The organism is Zunongwangia mangrovi (assembly GCF_900112105.1).
Classification (GTDB): Bacteria; Bacteroidota; Bacteroidia; order Flavobacteriales; family Flavobacteriaceae; genus Zunongwangia; species Zunongwangia mangrovi.
In genome coordinates, this window is record NZ_FOKV01000001.1 from 865,957 (window position 1) to 882,272 (window position 16,316).

At 36.2% G+C, this 16,316-nt stretch carries 16 protein-coding genes; 10 read left to right on the forward strand and 6 right to left on the reverse strand.

What is annotated here, in order from left to right; all coding sequences use genetic code 11:
- Nucleotides 1–21: 21 nt before the first annotated feature.
- Nucleotides 22–504: a regulatory protein RecX gene (locus tag BM201_RS03965; RefSeq protein WP_092540068.1), complete on the reverse strand. Its 483-nt coding sequence runs from the start codon at nt 502–504 to the stop codon at nt 22–24.
- Between the two features lie 57 nt (nt 505–561).
- Between BM201_RS03965 and BM201_RS03970 the strand changes: the two genes are divergently transcribed.
- Nucleotides 562–1,995: a serine hydrolase gene (locus tag BM201_RS03970; protein WP_092540069.1), complete on the forward strand. Its 1,434-nt coding sequence runs from the start codon at nt 562–564 to the stop codon at nt 1,993–1,995.
- Between the two features lie 62 nt (nt 1,996–2,057).
- Here BM201_RS03970 and BM201_RS03975 read toward each other — a convergent pair whose 3' ends face one another.
- Complete coding sequence (locus BM201_RS03975; RefSeq protein ID WP_092540070.1) at nt 2,058–3,596, reverse strand: Rne/Rng family ribonuclease; 1,539 nt, start codon at nt 3,594–3,596, stop codon at nt 2,058–2,060.
- A gap of 338 nt (nt 3,597–3,934) precedes the next feature.
- Complete coding sequence (locus BM201_RS03980; protein WP_013073853.1) at nt 3,935–4,225, reverse strand: HU family DNA-binding protein; 291 nt, start codon at nt 4,223–4,225, stop codon at nt 3,935–3,937.
- Nucleotides 4,226–4,368: 143 nt separating this feature from the next.
- On the opposite strand from BM201_RS03980, the gene mutY reads away from it, so the two are divergent.
- The 6 genes from mutY (at nt 4,369) to BM201_RS18320 (ending at nt 8,932) form a co-directional block, all read left to right on the forward strand.
- Nucleotides 4,369–5,421: an A/G-specific adenine glycosylase gene (gene mutY / locus BM201_RS03985; RefSeq protein WP_092540071.1), complete on the forward strand. Its 1,053-nt coding sequence runs from the start codon at nt 4,369–4,371 to the stop codon at nt 5,419–5,421.
- A gap of 100 nt (nt 5,422–5,521) precedes the next feature.
- On the forward strand, nt 5,522–6,052 hold the full coding sequence (locus BM201_RS03990; protein WP_092540072.1) for a single-stranded DNA-binding protein: 531 nt from the start codon (nt 5,522–5,524) through the stop codon (nt 6,050–6,052).
- A gap of 21 nt (nt 6,053–6,073) precedes the next feature.
- Nucleotides 6,074–7,396: a gliding motility-associated protein GldE gene (locus BM201_RS03995; RefSeq protein ID WP_092540073.1), complete on the forward strand. Its 1,323-nt coding sequence runs from the start codon at nt 6,074–6,076 to the stop codon at nt 7,394–7,396.
- Entirely contained in the window at nt 7,393–7,959 is a 567-nt protein-coding gene (gene gldD / locus BM201_RS04000; protein WP_092540074.1) for a gliding motility lipoprotein GldD, read from the forward strand. Before BM201_RS03995 ends, gldD begins: the two co-directional genes overlap by 4 nt.
- Before the next feature lie 66 nt (nt 7,960–8,025).
- Nucleotides 8,026–8,376 carry a DMT family transporter gene (locus BM201_RS18315; protein WP_317039136.1) on the forward strand — a complete coding sequence of 117 codons (351 nt, stop codon included), beginning with the start codon at nt 8,026–8,028 and terminating at the stop codon, nt 8,374–8,376.
- A 1-nt stretch (nt 8,377) separates the two neighbouring features.
- Nucleotides 8,378–8,932 carry a DMT family transporter gene (locus tag BM201_RS18320; protein ID WP_317039137.1) on the forward strand — a complete coding sequence of 185 codons (555 nt, stop codon included), beginning with the start codon at nt 8,378–8,380 and terminating at the stop codon, nt 8,930–8,932.
- Nucleotides 8,933–8,992: 60 nt separating this feature from the next.
- Here BM201_RS18320 and BM201_RS04010 read toward each other — a convergent pair whose 3' ends face one another.
- Nucleotides 8,993–11,059 carry a M16 family metallopeptidase gene (locus tag BM201_RS04010; RefSeq protein WP_092540075.1) on the reverse strand — a complete coding sequence of 689 codons (2,067 nt, stop codon included), beginning with the start codon at nt 11,057–11,059 and terminating at the stop codon, nt 8,993–8,995.
- A gap of 17 nt (nt 11,060–11,076) precedes the next feature.
- Nucleotides 11,077–12,399, reverse strand: coding sequence for a M16 family metallopeptidase (locus BM201_RS04015; protein WP_092540076.1), 1,323 nt, complete (start codon nt 12,397–12,399; stop codon nt 11,077–11,079).
- 174 nt (nt 12,400–12,573) lie between these two features.
- Here BM201_RS04015 and BM201_RS04020 point away from each other — a divergent pair, with 174 nt between their 5' ends.
- The 3 genes from BM201_RS04020 to rpmA all read left to right on the forward strand — a co-directional run bounded on the left by BM201_RS04020 (nt 12,574) and on the right by rpmA (nt 13,938).
- Nucleotides 12,574–13,038 (forward strand): DUF4199 domain-containing protein, encoded by a 465-nt coding sequence (locus BM201_RS04020; RefSeq protein ID WP_092540077.1) that lies wholly within the window; start codon nt 12,574–12,576, stop codon nt 13,036–13,038.
- 131 nt (nt 13,039–13,169) lie between these two features.
- Nucleotides 13,170–13,649, forward strand: a complete 480-nt coding sequence (gene rplU, locus BM201_RS04025) for a 50S ribosomal protein L21 (RefSeq protein ID WP_092540078.1) — start codon at nt 13,170–13,172, stop codon at nt 13,647–13,649.
- Nucleotides 13,650–13,677: 28 nt separating this feature from the next.
- The gene (gene rpmA / locus BM201_RS04030; protein WP_092540079.1) at nt 13,678–13,938 is read left to right on the forward strand and encodes a 50S ribosomal protein L27; all 261 of its coding nucleotides are present in this window, start codon (nt 13,678–13,680) and stop codon (nt 13,936–13,938) included.
- A gap of 126 nt (nt 13,939–14,064) precedes the next feature.
- Here rpmA and BM201_RS04035 read toward each other — a convergent pair whose 3' ends face one another.
- Complete coding sequence (locus tag BM201_RS04035; RefSeq protein WP_092540080.1) at nt 14,065–16,260, reverse strand: M28 family metallopeptidase; 2,196 nt, start codon at nt 16,258–16,260, stop codon at nt 14,065–14,067.
- Nucleotides 16,261–16,316 lie beyond the last annotated feature (56 nt).

Below are 16,316 nucleotides of genomic sequence, written 5' to 3' on the forward strand. Positions count from 1 at the left end.
GAATCTGTTATTCTGAAACTTTTAATCGTTTTGATCTGCCAGTTCATTTGCTTTTTCGAAGATCAATTGGCTTTCCCAACCTCGATATTGTAAATAATCGACTAACTTTTTTTTCTTTTTAATTACTGAAGTTTCCTTGATCGACTCCCATTTTTTCTCTGAGATTTCGTGGAAAGTTAAAAGATAATCGGCTTCAGAGATTTCTTTTAGTCCGGTTTGTATATTTCTGGGTGAGATTCCACGTAATTTCAGCTCGTTAGTGATCCTTCTTTTTCCCCATTTTTTTATTCTGAATTTTCCACGGGCAAAACTTTTAGCGAATCGCTCTTCGTTAAGAAAATTTTCCTGCATAAGCTGAATGATGATCTGTTGCTGAGCTTCAGGAATCATATTCATGCTCCTTAATTTTTCTTCAACTTCTTTGTGTGTTCTATCGCGATACGCACAAAATTGCATCAATTTTACGGTAGCTTCTTTAACGGTAAAAGATTTCTTGGTATCCATTGTGAGGCAAACTAAGCTAAAATTCTATATTTTAGAGACAAAATTAAAGTAAAACTTATGAAGAAAATTTACGTTCTACTGTCAATGCTATTTGCCAGCTTCTCTATGAACGCTCAAGAAGCAATGGAGAAAGATTATACAGATGCATTAAAATTTGTTGAGGTTTGGTTAGATGCTCAAAAAGATTTTGATAATCTACCTGGTATTAGCGCAGTTGCGGTAAAGGATCAGGAAATTATTTGGAAGGGCGGTTTTGGAGAATCCAATATGTCTGAAGAAATAGCAACAGAGGCTTCTACAATTTGCAGTATTTGTTCTATTTCTAAATTGTTTACTTCGATCGCGGTAATGAAGTTGTACGAAGAAGGGAAACTAAGTTTGGATGATGAAATCCAGGATATCTTACCCTGGTTCGATCTAAAACAAAAATATAAAGGTAGTGGTCCTATTACGATTAGAGCTATTTTAACCCATTCTGCAGGTTTACCAAGAGAGGCAAATGCATCTTACTGGAGTGCTCCAGATTTTGAGTTTCCAAAGGATAAAAATTTTCAGGATGGTCTAGCCGAATTGGAAACTTTATATCCGTCTTCAACCTACTTTCAGTATAGTAATTTAGGATTGGCGCTTTTAGGGAAAGTAGTAGAGGAAGTTTCAGGTAAAGATTACGATGCTTATGTTAAAGAGAATATCCTTGAGCCTTTAGGATTAAAGGATACCCGAAGTTTCCTTCCAAAGGAACTCTATGGCAAAGAAATGGCTATTGGTTATAGCGCTACGAAGCGTAATGGTGATCGAGATTTGATTAATTTTTTTGAAGCAAATGCAATAACCCCGGCGGCCGGATTTTCTTCAAATGTTTTGGACCTGGCAAAGTTTGCTTCCTGGCAGTTTAGGTTATTAAATGAAGATACCGGATATGAAGTTTTAAAATCTTCAACATTAAAATACATGCAAAATGTACAATGGGTAGATCCAGATTTTGATACGATGTGGGGACTAGGTTTTTCGGTTTATAAAGGGTCAGATGGTAGCAAGTGGGTAGGCCATGGTGGTAGCTGCCCCGGTTATAGAACAGTTGTAAGTCTTAATCCTAAGACTAAAATGGCGTATTCTGTAATGATCAATGCTGGAGGTGAAAGTCCGGCTAAATATGTTAGAGGAATTCATTCCATTTTATCAAAAGTAGAATCTAATTCAGAAAATAGTAAAGAGTTGAAATTAGATGATTACGTGGGGCATTTTAATCCACAGCCCTGGGCTAGCGAAATGTATATTGGGAAATGGGGAGATAAATTAGCGCTAATATATTTGCCGTCTTCTTCACCCGGTTCTGATCTAACTTTTTTAAAGCACATTAAGGACGATGAGTTTAGAAGGGTAAGAGGAGATGGAGAGTTAGGCGAATCCATTTCTTTTATAAGAGATGAAGATGGAAATATTATTAAAATGAAGCGGTATAATAACTTTTATACCAAAATTAGAATGTAAGAAATTTAAAATTAGTGTATAAAAAAACGCCTTGCAAAATGAATTGTAAGGCGTTTTAAATTTTATCGTATCACTTTCCCGTCTTTATCGTGAAAGTGGTATTCTAAATACGTGTAAGCATCTCTTGGTATAATTTTAACCCATCGCTTATGGTCAAAAAACCATTGCGATCTGGGAGATGGAAAGCCTTTGGTTAAAAAGGCTGAAATAAATGGGTGCGTTGATAGCGTGATCTTTTTATGATTCTTCTTGATCAGGCGATCTAAATCGGCTTTAATTTTTTGTATTAAGATAATTGGTGCCTCAATCTCACCATCGCCGTTAGGGTTCTCCTCACGGGTCTTAATATTCATTTCTGGCCGTACGCGTTGTCTTGTAATTTGTATAAGTCCAAATTTACTGGGAGGGAGGATCTTGTGCTTGGCACGATCGTCACTCATTTCCTTTTTAAGGTGGTCGTAAAGGGTTTTGCGATTTTCAGCTCTTCCCATATCGATAAAATCGACTACAATTATGCCGCCCATGTCGCGAAGTCTTAACTGGCGAGCAATTTCTGTAGCGCTAATTAAATTTACCTCTAAAGCGGTATCTTCCTGGTTTTTAGATTTATTAGAACGGTTTCCACTGTTTACGTCTATAACGTGCATTGCTTCTGTGTGTTCTATAACCAGATAGGCGCCTTTACTCATCGATACAGTACGCCCAAAGGAAGTTTTTATCTGTCTTTCGATACCGAACTTTTCAAAAATAGGAACATTGGACTGATGTAATTTTACAATTGATTCTTTGCTAGGAGCGATCTCGCTCACATAGTCTTTAATTTGTGTATAAAGCGTTTCATCATCTACAGTGATAGAAGTAAAAGTGTCATTGAACACGTCTCTTAATAAAGAGGATGCACGATGTAATTCTCCTAAAACCTTTGAAGGATAATGAGGTTTATACAATTTTTTACACATAGCTGTCCAACGACCCATCAAATTTTGTAGGTCTTTGTCCAGCTCTGCTACTTTTTTGCCTTCGGCTACGGTTCTTACGATAACGCCAAAACCTTTTGGTTTAATACTTTTTACAAGGCGTTTTAAACGATCTTTTTCTTCTTTACTTTCGATCTTTTGTGAAACCGAAATTCTGTTAGAAAAAGGCACAAGAACAATATATCTACCAGGTAAGGATAACTCACTGCTAATGCGGGGACCTTTGGTTGATATTGGCTCTTTTACGATTTGAACCAGTAACGACTGATTTGACTTTAAGACATCGGTAATACTACCGTTTTTGTCTATATCTTTTTCAAAAGTAAAATTCTTTAAAGAATAATCTTTTAACTTACCTGTGCTTACACGTTTTATGAACTTAAGCAAGGATGAAACCTGAGGGCCCAGATCATGATAGTGTAAAAAACCATCTTTTGTGTAGCCAACATTAACAAATGCAGCATTTAATCCGGGGACAGCCTTTCTAATCTTGGCGATCATTATATCGCCAACATTAAAATTGTTGTCGTCTTCATCCTTGTTGAGTTCAATAAGTTTTCCATCTTTTAATAAGGCAAAATCTACAGCAGAGGATTCGGACCGTATAATTAATTCTTTGTCCACTCTATTAGATTTTTAAGCCCGAAAAATTCGGGATGGATTAAACATTATTTTATCACAGGTGTTTGAAGCCTGAAGAAATTTTAAAAAATCTAATAGCAGCCATAAAGGCCTGAAGATTTTAAAATTTCGATGTCAAAGAACGTTGTTGTTAAAACAAAATCTTTTAAACAAAAAAAGTAGTATGAAAACTACTTTTTCTTATGGCGGTTAGCTCTTCTTCTTTTCTTACGCTTGTGCGTCGCTACCTTATGTCTTTTTCTTTTTTTACCACTTGGCATAGTGTTACGTTTTAATTAATAAATTTATTTCATTATTCCAGAAGCTATATCCTGGATAGCTTATTTTACATCTACATTACTCTTAACACCCTCTACGAAGATTTTCGCTGGTTTAAATGCTGGGATGTTATGAGCTGGTATTTTAATAGTAGTGTTCTTAGAAATGTTTCTTCCTGTTTTTTCAGCTCTTGTTTTTACAACAAAGCTTCCAAAACCTCTTAAATAAACATTGTCTCCACTTTCTAAAGAAGATTTAACCTCTTCCATAAAGGTTTCTATTGTAGCTTGTACATCACCTTTTTCCATTCCTAATTTCTCCGAAATATTCGCTACGATATCTGCTTTCGTCATTTTCGTGCTATTTAATATTTATAAATTGGGGTTCTTAATTTTCAAGGGGGCAAATATAAGAATTATATATTCAATATTTCAAACCTAAATCATTAAATAATAACGGAATAAACAATTTATATTGCGCCAAGACATTTTAAATTATGAATTTTTCTAAAACTTTGATTAACTGGTACTTAAAATCTAAACGTGATCTGCCCTGGCGAGAAACCACTAATCCTTACAATATTTGGCTTAGTGAAATTATGCTTCAGCAAACGCGAATAGAGCAGGGATTACCTTATTATAAGAAATTTATAGAAGAATTTCCAAGTGTTTTTGATCTTGCAGATGCTTCGCAGGATAAAGTGATGAAGTTATGGCAGGGATTGGGATATTACTCAAGAGCTAGAAATTTGCATGCTACCGCGAAACATGTGGCGTACGAGCTTAATGGGGAATTCCCTAAAGATTATAAAGGATTGCTAAAACTAAAAGGAGTAGGTGATTATACTGCCAGCGCGATTGCATCGATAAGTTATAACGAACCTGTTGCGGTGGTAGATGGAAATGTTTACCGGGTACTTTCGCGATACTTTAATATAGACACTCCTATTAATAGTACAGATGGTGTTAAAGAATTTAAAGATTTAGCGATGGAACTTTTGGATAAAAAAGAACCATCAAACTTTAATCAGGCTTTAATGGAATTTGGTGCGCTGCAGTGCAAACCTAAAAATCCGCTTTGTGAAAGCTGTCCTTTTAATAATAGCTGTTTGGCGCTTAAGGAATCTAAGATTGGTGATTTGCCGGTAAAAATTAAGAAGGGAAAGATCAAAAAGCGATATTTCAATTATCTGGTGTTTTCTTCGGAAGAAAATAAAACCTTACTTCAGCAACGAAAAGGCAAGGGTATTTGGCATGGGTTATACGAGTTTCCTTTAATTGAAACTGCAGGTGATACTCTAGAGGCAAAAATGATTGAAGAAAATAACGAATTTCAGCAATTAACTGAAGCAAATAATGTTTCAGTAAGTCTTTATAATGATCAGGCGATTGTTCATAAGTTGTCACATCAACATATTTATGCTCGTTTCTGGCTTGTAGAGGCTAAAAAGCTTCCGCAGGAGGGAATTTCCGCAGAAAAAGTAAAGGAATATCCGGTGCCGGTGTTAATTCAGAATTTTCTTAACGAGATTGACATAGAAAACTTGTAATTTTGTCGTTTTTCAATTTTATTAGAATTCAGTTTAAATTAGATTGATTTTTTCTGTATTTTAGAAAGACAAGTTTTAAACAAATCAAAGACAAATATTTATGACAGGGACGCTAAACAAAGTAATGCTTATAGGACACACCGGGGATGATGTAAAGATGCATTATTTTGAAGGCGGTGGCTCGATTGGCCGTTTTCCGTTAGCAACTAACGAGGTTTACACCAATAGAACCAGTGGAGAACGAGTAAATAACACAGAATGGCATAATGTTGTTGTGCGAAATAAGGCCGCTGAAATTTGTGAGAAATACCTTAAAAAAGGAGATAAGGTTTATATAGAAGGGAGAATTAAAACTCGTAAATGGACAGATGATAAGGGAATGGAGCGTTATTCTACCGAAATTCAATGTACAGAGTTTACATTTTTAACCCCTAAAGGAGAGAGCAATGGCGGGAATTATAACTCGCAAAATGCTTCTAACTCTCAGAACACACAAAATAACTCGAATTACCCGGGAAATAGCGCAAACAATAACGCTAACAGTAATTCTGGTTATTCGGGAAATAATAATAATTTTGCCAGTCAGCCATTCAATGGTAATGATGAGGAAGAGGATGATTTACCATTTTAAGTCTAACTAAATTTATTGCATTTGGATCCAGAACCCCCCAGTATAATTTTATGGGCCGCGTTTGATTATACCCAGGTAATAAGCTTCATATTTTTATTGCTGCTTTTGTTATGCTCTGCCATGATCTCTGGTGCAGAGGTTGCATTCTTTTCTTTAACTCCGGCAGATTTTATGACCGAGGATGGTAATAAAAGAACAAAATCGCAGGAGATCGTTATTAAATTATTAGAGAAGCCTAAGAAGCTTCTTGCTACAATTTTAGTTGCCAATAATTTTATTAATATTGCGATTGTACTACTTTTTGATTCGGTTTCAGATCAATTATTCAGCGGTTTAGATGTTGTCGTTTTTGGCTTAAACCTTAAGCTGATTTTCGAAGTTGGTGTTGTTACTTTTTTAATTCTTCTTTTTGGAGAAATCCTGCCAAAGGTTTATGCCAGCCGAAACAATGTGCAGTTTTCTAATTTTATGGCGCAACCGGTGAACTTTTTAGATTCATTGTTTTCGCCTTTAAGCACGCCAATGCGATCTGTAACCCTGTTCTTACACGAGAAGTTAGGGAAGCAACGTTCTTTTATAAGTATAGATCATCTTTCGCAAGCCTTAGAGCTTACCAGCGAAGAGGATACGACCAAAGAAGAGCAAAAAATATTAAAAGGAATTGTCTCTTTTGGGAATACAGACACCAAGCAGGTAATGCGACCAAGAATGGATGTTTTTGCTTTGAGTGACGAAGATAATTACGAAGAAATTATACCCGTAATTATCGAAAATGGATATTCCAGAATTCCTGTTTATAAGGAAAATATCGATAATGTAACCGGTATTTTATATATCAAGGATCTATTGCCTTATATTGATGAAAAGGATTTTGAGTGGACTTCTCTTTTAAGAGAGCCATATTTTGTGCCTGAAAACAAGAAACTCGATGATCTTTTAAATGAATTTAAAGAAAAGAAAAATCACCTTGCCATTGTGGTAGACGAATATGGTGGTACCAGTGGATTGATCACTTTAGAAGATATTATCGAAGAGATCGTAGGAGATATAAGTGATGAGTTTGATGATGAAGATCTTATTTATTCGAAATTAGATGAATTGAACTTTGTTTTTGAAGGCCGAACTCCGCTTAAAGATTTTTATAAGATTATTAAGTTAGAAGATCCTTCTTTGTTTGAAGATAATAAAGGTGAAGCGGAAACACTAGCCGGATTTCTGCTGGAAATTTCTGGAGATTTTCCTCAGCAGAACGAAATTATTAATTTCGGGAATTATAATTTTAAAGTCGAAGCAGTCGACGATAGACGTATTAAGCAAATTAAATTGACGATCTTGCCTGCATGAGGTATTTAGGATATGTTGTGGTATTTATAATTTTTGGTTTTATGGTTTCCTGCGGAAACGAGGTTCAGCCTAAGCCTAAAGCGATGCTTGCTTTAAATTATCCAAAGCCAGAGTATCGACCAATAAATTTAGATTGTCCTTACACTTTTGAAAAGAACCAATTAGCTGAAGTTGTTCCTTCTAAAAGTAGAAATGGCTGTTGGATCAATCTGGATTACCCGCTTTTAAAAGGATCTATATTTATTACATATCAACCAGTCTCCAATAATCTCGATTCTTTACTAAGAGATGCTCAAAAATTACCTTTAGAGCATACTATAAAAGCAGATGCTATAGAAGGAGATATCTACACTAACGATCTTCATAAAGCTTACGGTATGTTTTACGAATTGCAGGGTGATGCAGCATCGCAAGCACAATTTTATATTACAGATAGTACCAAACATTTCTTAACAGGATCAGTGTATTTTAATACGCAACCTAATTACGATTCTATTTATCCGGCCGCAAAATATATAATGCAGGATATGAGACGCTTAATGGAAAGCATTCGCTGGCAATAATTTTTTTAAATTTTAGATGCCGATTCTAATATAGAATTATGATTTTTGCCGCAAAATTTCAAGGCTATGGCGGCAGGAAAAACTAAATGGATCTATCTTTTTGTGCTCTCTTTAATTTGGGGAAGCTCTTTTATTCTTATCAAAAAAGGACTAATAGGTTTATCGCCACTTCAGGTTGGTGCTTTTAGAGTCATTTTTGCAGCCTTATTTTTAATCCTTGTAGGTTTTAGAAAGATTATTAAACTGAAGTCAGCACAATGGAAATGGATCGTTGTTTCTGGTTTTGTAGGTTCTTTCTTTCCTATTTTTCTTTTTGCTTTTGCTGAAACCAAAATTAGTAGCGGGATAGCTTCAATTTTAAATGCGGTAACTCCGCTTATGACGCTAATTTTGGGTGTTTATGTTCTTTCAGGATAAAATGAATAGCAATAAAGCCATTGGTGTTATTGTGGGATTGATAGGAACCGCCGGATTAATTTTAAGTAATGCTAGTTTTAATGGAAATGAGAACTATCTATATTCGATATTGGGTGTTTTAGCGGCTGTTTGTTACGCGGTAAATGTGAATCTCTTAAAAAAGTATTTAAGCGGAATTCCGGCTGTTGCGGTAACTTCTGGTTGTTTCGCGGTCTTATTGGTTCCGGCATTTTTAATTTTGATCTGGTCTGGATTTTTCACTGAAGATCTTACGAATATAGAATTGCAAAAATCTGTCGGTTTTATAGCGATTTTGGGTGTTTTAGGAACCGGTGTGGCGATGATCTTGTTTAATCGCCTGGTACAAATTACCAATCCTGTTTTTACGAGTTCTGTTACCTACACGATGCCGATCATTGCTCTCGGTTGGGGCGTTTTGGATGATGAGGTTTTTAGCTTAAACCAGTTGTTTTTCGCGATGCTGGTAATTATTGGTGTTTTGATCGTGAATCGCGCAAAGGCTATTTCAATAAAAAGAAAAAATAGACTAGCATAAAAAAGCCGACTTAAAAAAGCCGGCTTTGATCTAACATTATCTAATAATAACTAAGCGAAATTATTCAAAATCTGAATCTTCTACTCCTTCATTAATTTTATACTCCTGAACTTTAAGATCAAAAGACTGTGGTCCCATGCTTTGAGAGATTGTAAATGGCATTTTTAATCCTTCAACTTCCTGGTAATCACTGTAAGTTGTTGGAATGCTCATGGTTTGTCCCATTTGCGAAACGGTAGTAAGTGTTTTAACTTTTAGTCCGCTTTCTACATCATAATAATTTGTAGTGCTTTCATTTACTTTTACTGCGTAAGCATCACTACCATCGACGTTTTCAATTCCGGTTACTTTAGCATCTTCGCTTACATTAAGTTCTGGAAAAGTATTCGCCTCTACAGCTACGGCTTTCACCTGCTCTTCGTTCATTGGCATTTTTTGCCCCTGTACTTCCATATATCCAGATTCGCCATTATAAACCTGCTTTTGCATAACATTTCCAGAAACGGCAACAGTTTGATAGAATTTTCCGGCACTGCTTTTTCGTTGTTCTAAACTCAGTTCCTGTCCTTGGATAGAAGTAGTTGCAGTGAAAGCTATGGTGTTTATAGCTTTTGCTGCTTCTGCGCCACCAATAGCATCTATATAATCTGAATAAACAGTTTCTACAGTAACCGAAGGATCTAAAGCTTTGTTATAATCTGGCTTTTCGATTTCTTCACCGTATTTACTGTAATATTTTACAGGGAAAGATTTGCCTTTATACTGCATGTTTTCCAGTTTATCAGCAACTTCACTTCCTTTACCTGCAATAACAATCCTAGATTGATCTGCAAGGAAATATTTCTTCGCTACTCTTTGAACATCTTCTAAAGTAACATCGTCGATATTTTCAAGATATTCTTTATAGAAGTCTTCATCCAGATCTTCAGTTTCGATTTCCATTGCAAAACCTGCGATAGTCGAAGGTTGCTCTAAACTAAGTACAAAATCTCCGGTAAGTTTTGCTTTAGCATTTGCCAATTCAGCTTTAGAAACCTTTTCATTTCTAATTTTATAGATCTCATCTAAAAATGCAACTACAGAGCTATCGGTCACTTCGTTACGAACACTTGCGCTTGCTACGAAAGTTGCAGCATGCTTGTCGTTTCCGGTTCTTGAATATGCCCCGTAAGTATATCCTTTATCTTCTCTTAAGTTAAGGAAAAGACGAGCTTCACCACCGCCACCTAAGATCTTGTTAGCTACCATTACAGGAAAATAATCTTCCTGATTTTTCTGTAAGTTGATCGTATTAACTAAAGCGATCTCACTTTGTACAGCGTTTGGCATATCTACAAAGTCGATTTCGGTTTGTTCTACATTTTTAACTTCAGGAATATTAACTTCAGGAATTGCTGTTTTTTTCCAATCAGCAAACTCTTTCTTTACCAGGTCTTTTACTTCTTTTTTCTCTACATCACCAACGATAACAAGGTAGGCGTTTGCAGGAGAAAACCAGGTTTGGTAATAATTCTTAACATCTGAAAGGCTAAGATTTCCTATAGTTTCCTGAGTTTCGAATTCTCCGTAAGGATGGTCTTTTCCATATGCTAAAGCTGAGCGTACTCTACTTGCATTGTAAGCTACATCTTTCTCGTTACTTTTTAAATAATCTTTGGTACGAGCGATAGTTTTATCGAATTCCTCTTCGGTAAACTTAGGATTAATAACCCCGTCTGCCATTAAATGAAGAATTTCCGGGAAATATTTAGAAAGTGTATTTGCTGAAGCTCCTCCTGAATAAATGTTAAGTCTAGCTCCTAAATAGTCTACTCTTTCATTAAATTCATCTTTAGGCATATTGGTGGTGCCTTGTCCTAAAAGTTCTCCCATTACACCACTTACTCCGGTTTTATTACCTTCAGAATGCGGTGGGTTGTCAAACCTAAGAGACATGGCAACTCTTGGTAGTTTATGGTTTTCTACCAACATCACGGTTAAACCGTTCTTAAGTTCGAAGGTTTCTGGCTCTTCTACTTTTACTTTTGGCGCTGGTCCCGGCTCTGGCATGGTACTACGGTCAACCTGAGCATTTAGTCCTACAGCTCCCAAAAGAAATACTGCAACTGCTATTATATTTTTATTCATTTTTGTCTAATTTGATGTTATTCCGCTTCCTTTTCTTCTGGTAGGTAATCGATGATCACTCTCTGGTTTGGCTTCAGGTATTTGTTAGCCACCTCTTTAATATCCTCTCTGGTGATATTTCTGTAAATATCGATCTCTTCATTTATTAGACTGGTATTGTCGTAAAGAAGATAGTTTCTGGCTAGAGAATTTGCAATACCTGCAATGCTCGAATTGGAATTTACGTAACTGTTTTCAGCTTTGTTTTGAAGTTTTTCGAAATCTTTTTCAGAAATTAGCTCATTTCTAAGTTTAGTGATCTCTTCTTCTATCTCTGTATTAATGCTATCAAGACTGGTTTCACCTTGTGGTAAAGAATATACCAGGTACATCCCGTAATCTTCCTGCTCTAAGTTAAAAGCACCAACCTGTAAAGCGATATTTTGCTCGTCTACTAACTTTTTGTACAGTTTAGAGCTTTTACCATCACTTAAGTAAGTAGAGATCATGTTAAGAACATAAGAATCTTTATTTCCAAATTCTGGTGTTCTATACCCGGTGATCGCCATTGGGATCTGGATGTTAGAATCATAAAATTCAGCATGAACAGCTTCAGTAATAGGCTCTTCTTTTGGATAATCTCTTGTTACTTCTTCACCAGCTTCGATTGGGCCAAAGTAATCTTCGATCATGTCTTTGGTTTCTTTAACATCGATATCTCCGGCTACGACAAGAACCGCATTATTAGGAACATAATATTTTTCAAAATATGCTTGAAATTCATCTAATTTGGCCGCGTCAAGATCTTCCATGTAGCCTACGTTTGGATCTTTATACGGGTGTTTTTCGAACATGTTTTTTTGTACGGCATAAAGAAGATTTCCGTAAGGAGAATTGTCATATCGCATTCTTCTTTCTTCTTTTACCACTTCGTTTTGTGTGTCTACACCTTCCTGTCCAATTACAGGGTGCATCATTCTTTCAGACTCCATCCATAGTCCTAACTCTAAATTGTTAGAAGGGAAAGTTTCATAATAATATGTACGATCCTGTGAAGTACTTGCATTGTTATTACCACCGTGCGAACTTACAATCTCGAACCATTTTCCTCTTTCAATATTCTCGGTTCCTTCAAATAAAAGATGTTCAAAAAAGTGAGCAAATCCGGTTCGGCCATCTTCACGATCTTTACCACCTACGTGATACATTACAGATGTGGTTACTACAGGAGCCGAGTTGTCCTGGTGTAAAATTACATGTAGCCCGTTGTCGAGATCATATTCTGTGTACTCAACTTCCTGGGCAAAGCCAACAGCGCTTAGTAGCAGAGCGCCAGCGGCCAGCTTTAGTTTGTTAATCATTGTGTATAGTTTATCGTTATGCGAATAATTAGTATGTCAAGTTACAATTTTGTTACGTCCCAAAACAATAAATTTTGGTAATTCTTTAACAGAAACTCTTTAAATATCCTAATTAACAAGCTATTAGAATACTTTTTCATTGTTTTTTATGAACTTCACAGTAAAACAGATATTATGAAAAATATAGGTATAGCCGCAAAATTTGGAGTTATGATCGCTGTGGGACTAATAGTTTATTTCCTGGCATTATCGTTAGTTGGTCTACACACTAATCCCTTATTTAGCTTTGTGAATGGTCTTATTGTTGGATTTGGATTATGGTCTGCCATAAAAGCGAAAAGAAACAACGATTCTGGTTTATTCAAATACGGTGAAGGTTTTACAACCGGTCTTATCACAGGTTTTATAGGTACCACACTTTTTACTATTTTCTTCGGAATTTATGCTAGTGAACTAAATCCAGACTTTTTGGATGAATTTGTTACAATGTGGAGAAGCCAGTATCAGGTAGGTCTTGGTGTTGTTCTTTTTACAGTTTATGCAATGGGAGCAGCTACGACTTTTGCACTAACGCTTGCGTTTATGCAATTGTTTAAAAAGAGTTGGAACACGCAGGAAGGGCAAAAACATACCTTATAAAAGGGAGTAAGAAAAAATATTCAATTTTTGCTGAAGCCTTTGCTAATTAATTATTTAGAAGTATATTTGCACCCGCTTTGTGAAGAAGCGAAACTATATTTAATTAGAAAGTAATTAATTAACAGGACACTATGTACGCAATTGTAGAGATAGCAGGGCAGCAATTTAAAGTTGCGAAAGACCAGAAAGTGTTTGTACACCGTCTACAAGGAGAAGAAGGAGACAGCGTTTCTTTCGATAAAGTTCTTCTTACAGGAGATGGAGACAACATTACTGTTGGCGCCCCGGCTATAGAAGGTGCTCTAGTAGGAGCAAAGATTAATCGTCACCTTAAAGGAGACAAAGTAATTGTTTTCAAAAAGAAAAGACGTAAAGGTTACAAAGTTAAAAATGGTCACCGCCAGTATTTAACAGAGATCGTAATCGAAAGTATCACTGCAAAAGGTGGTAAAAAAGCTTCTGAAAGCAAAGCTGAAAAGAAAGAAGAGAAAAAAGCTGATAGCGATTTAAGCAAGCACACAGTAGCTGAGCTTAAAGAAATGGCTAAAGAAAAAGGAATTGAAGGTTATTCTTCAATGAAAAAAGCTGAATTAATCGAAGCTTTAAGCTAAATTATTAACTTACTAAAAACCCAATAACATGGCACATAAAAAAGGAGTTGGTAGTTCCAAGAACGGTAGAGAGTCAGAATCGAAACGTCTTGGAGTGAAGATATTCGGAGGTCAGGCTGCGATAGCAGGTAACATCATTGTAAGACAAAGAGGTACTGCTCACAATCCTGGTGAAAATGTTTACGCTGGTAAAGATCACACTTTACACGCTAAAATTGACGGTCTAGTAAAATTCACTAAAAAGAAAGACAATAAGTCTTACGTTTCTGTAGTTCCTTTCGAGGCTTAAGAAATTTAGTAGAATTACAATATAAAAAAGCCTTTCAGAATTTCCTGAAAGGCTTTTTTATTGGTGTCGCCAATGGTTGTAATTCCCAGAGGCTTGCCTAATAATAGTTTACTAATATTATATAATTTACGATTCGATTTTAGAAATAGCATTCTGCAAATACTCATCAAAATCATTTAATGTTTTGGCTAATATCGTCATCTGATCGTTTGCTTCTTCCCAATTACGTTGCTCTAGAGCTTCTCGAATCCCGGGTAAGGTTTTAACTCCGTAGCCGGTGTAAAATCCTGGGGCATATAGCTGGTGCTTAAACCATGGCCGTCTAGGCAATCCTTCATCAGTAATAAATTGTTGCTCTGTTTTCTGCAATATAGCATTCAATTCTTCCTTCTTATTATCATTTAAGTTCTCAAGTTTTATTGCTGAAAATTCATGTATAGTCGCTTCAAGATTAGTCAATGCATTTTGTAATACTGAAAAATCTACGAAAGGCACTATTTCTTTTTTCTTCGGAATAATGATCTCTTTTGTAGGATCTGCAGTTAATTGATAAATATCGTTTTCTACCAGTTTATTATGTGTTTTAGTTTCCTTGCGCATTTCGTCTAGGTTTGTATGAATTTCTTCAACATAATCTTTTATCGTCTTGAACCATGGCTTAAATTTCATTGGTAAAACCTCAGCATTGGCAAATCGTAAAGTGATTCTTCCTGCAGTGTTTGCCAGAGCTACTCCATATTCAAATTTAGGATCTTTAAAGCGTTTGTAGTGCGGATAAGTGTCGTAGATCGTATGATATTCTCCGCCTGCATTTTCGCCACCAAAACCAAGATTTAAAGAAGGAATACCAGCATGCTGAATAAAAGGTGTGTAATCTGAACCAGAACCTAAAGCATACAGTTGGAATGAGTTTTCACCACCATTTAATACTTTTCTAGCCAAACTACGTTCTGAAACCGATACTTCAGTTTGTGGATCTTCAACCGCTTTTGCAACTTCAGCCACCATGGCTTCCAGAGAATGCGAACCGCCAACATTTAAGAAGCCTCTTCCGTTTCCGTCTGTATTAATATAGATTACTGCTTTCTCCTGCAGTTCTTTAATGTGATCTTCAACCCATTCTGTAGAGCCAATTAATCCTGGTTCTTCAGCATCCCATGCGCAATAGACAATGCTACGTTTAGGTTTATTTCCATTTTTAGCTAATGCGCCAACAGCCCTGGCTTCTTCCATTAGAGCAACCAATCCGCTAATAGGATCATTGGCCCCATGAACCCAGGCATCGTGATGATTTCCTCTAAGCACCCATTCGTCTGGGAATTCCTCTCCTTTTAAAGTAGCGATTACATTGTATGCAGGTACTAATTTCCAATCAAAATCTAATTTTAAATGAACTTTAGCCGGCCCGGGCCCAATTTTATAAGTTATTGGTAATGCACCTCTCCAGGATTCCGGAGCATTTTTTCCCTCTAGAGCTTCAAGAAGCGGCTGAGCATCCTCATAAGAAATTGGAAGAACAGGAATTTTGGTGATCGTTTTTGCTTCACTGCGATCCAGCCGCTCTGCATTTTTTGTAGCTGCGTAGCCTGGTGTAAGTACATCACCGGGATAGGTAGGCATATCCATTACAGAACCACGTTGTACACCGGTTTTATTTTTAAAAGCACCTTTTGGATAAACGTCACCACGATAATAACCGTCATCCTTGGGATCTGAATAAATTATGCATCCAATTGCGCCTTTTTCAGCGGCAAGTTTTGGTTTTATACCACGCCAGGAACCATAATATTTTGCAATAACAATTTTACCTTTAACATCGATCCCTAGTTTTTCTAATTCCTCATAATCTTTAGGAACACCATAATTAACAAAAACCAGTTCGGCTTCTACATCTCCATCGGTAGAGAATGCATTGTAGCTTGGCAGAAGTTCATCGGCCTGGGCAGTATAAGGATCACCTTCTACTGCTTTAGCTTCTAATTTTGCTTTGTAAACTTCAGGTGCAGTCATTTCTAAAAGTCTGACTTTTGGATAGGGGAAAAGCACCTGATATTCTTCGATTTTGGTCTTGTAGCCCCAGCTTTTAAATTTATCAGCGATCCAGTCTACATTTTCTTTTCCAAATTCGGTGCCTACCCAATGAGGTCTGGCGGCAAGCTTTTGCATCCATTCATCCAGGTTCGTTGTTTTAAGTTTTGCTTCATACTTACTTTCTAATTCTATTTGTTTTTCAGCACTTTCTTTAGAGAATCCTATAATAGATTCTTGTGCGAAACTGAAAATAGAACAAAGCAAGAGGAGCAGAAGTAGTGATTTTTTCATGCTTTTGTTTTGATGGTTACTATTTAACTGTACTTAAAGATAAAAGAAAATATGGT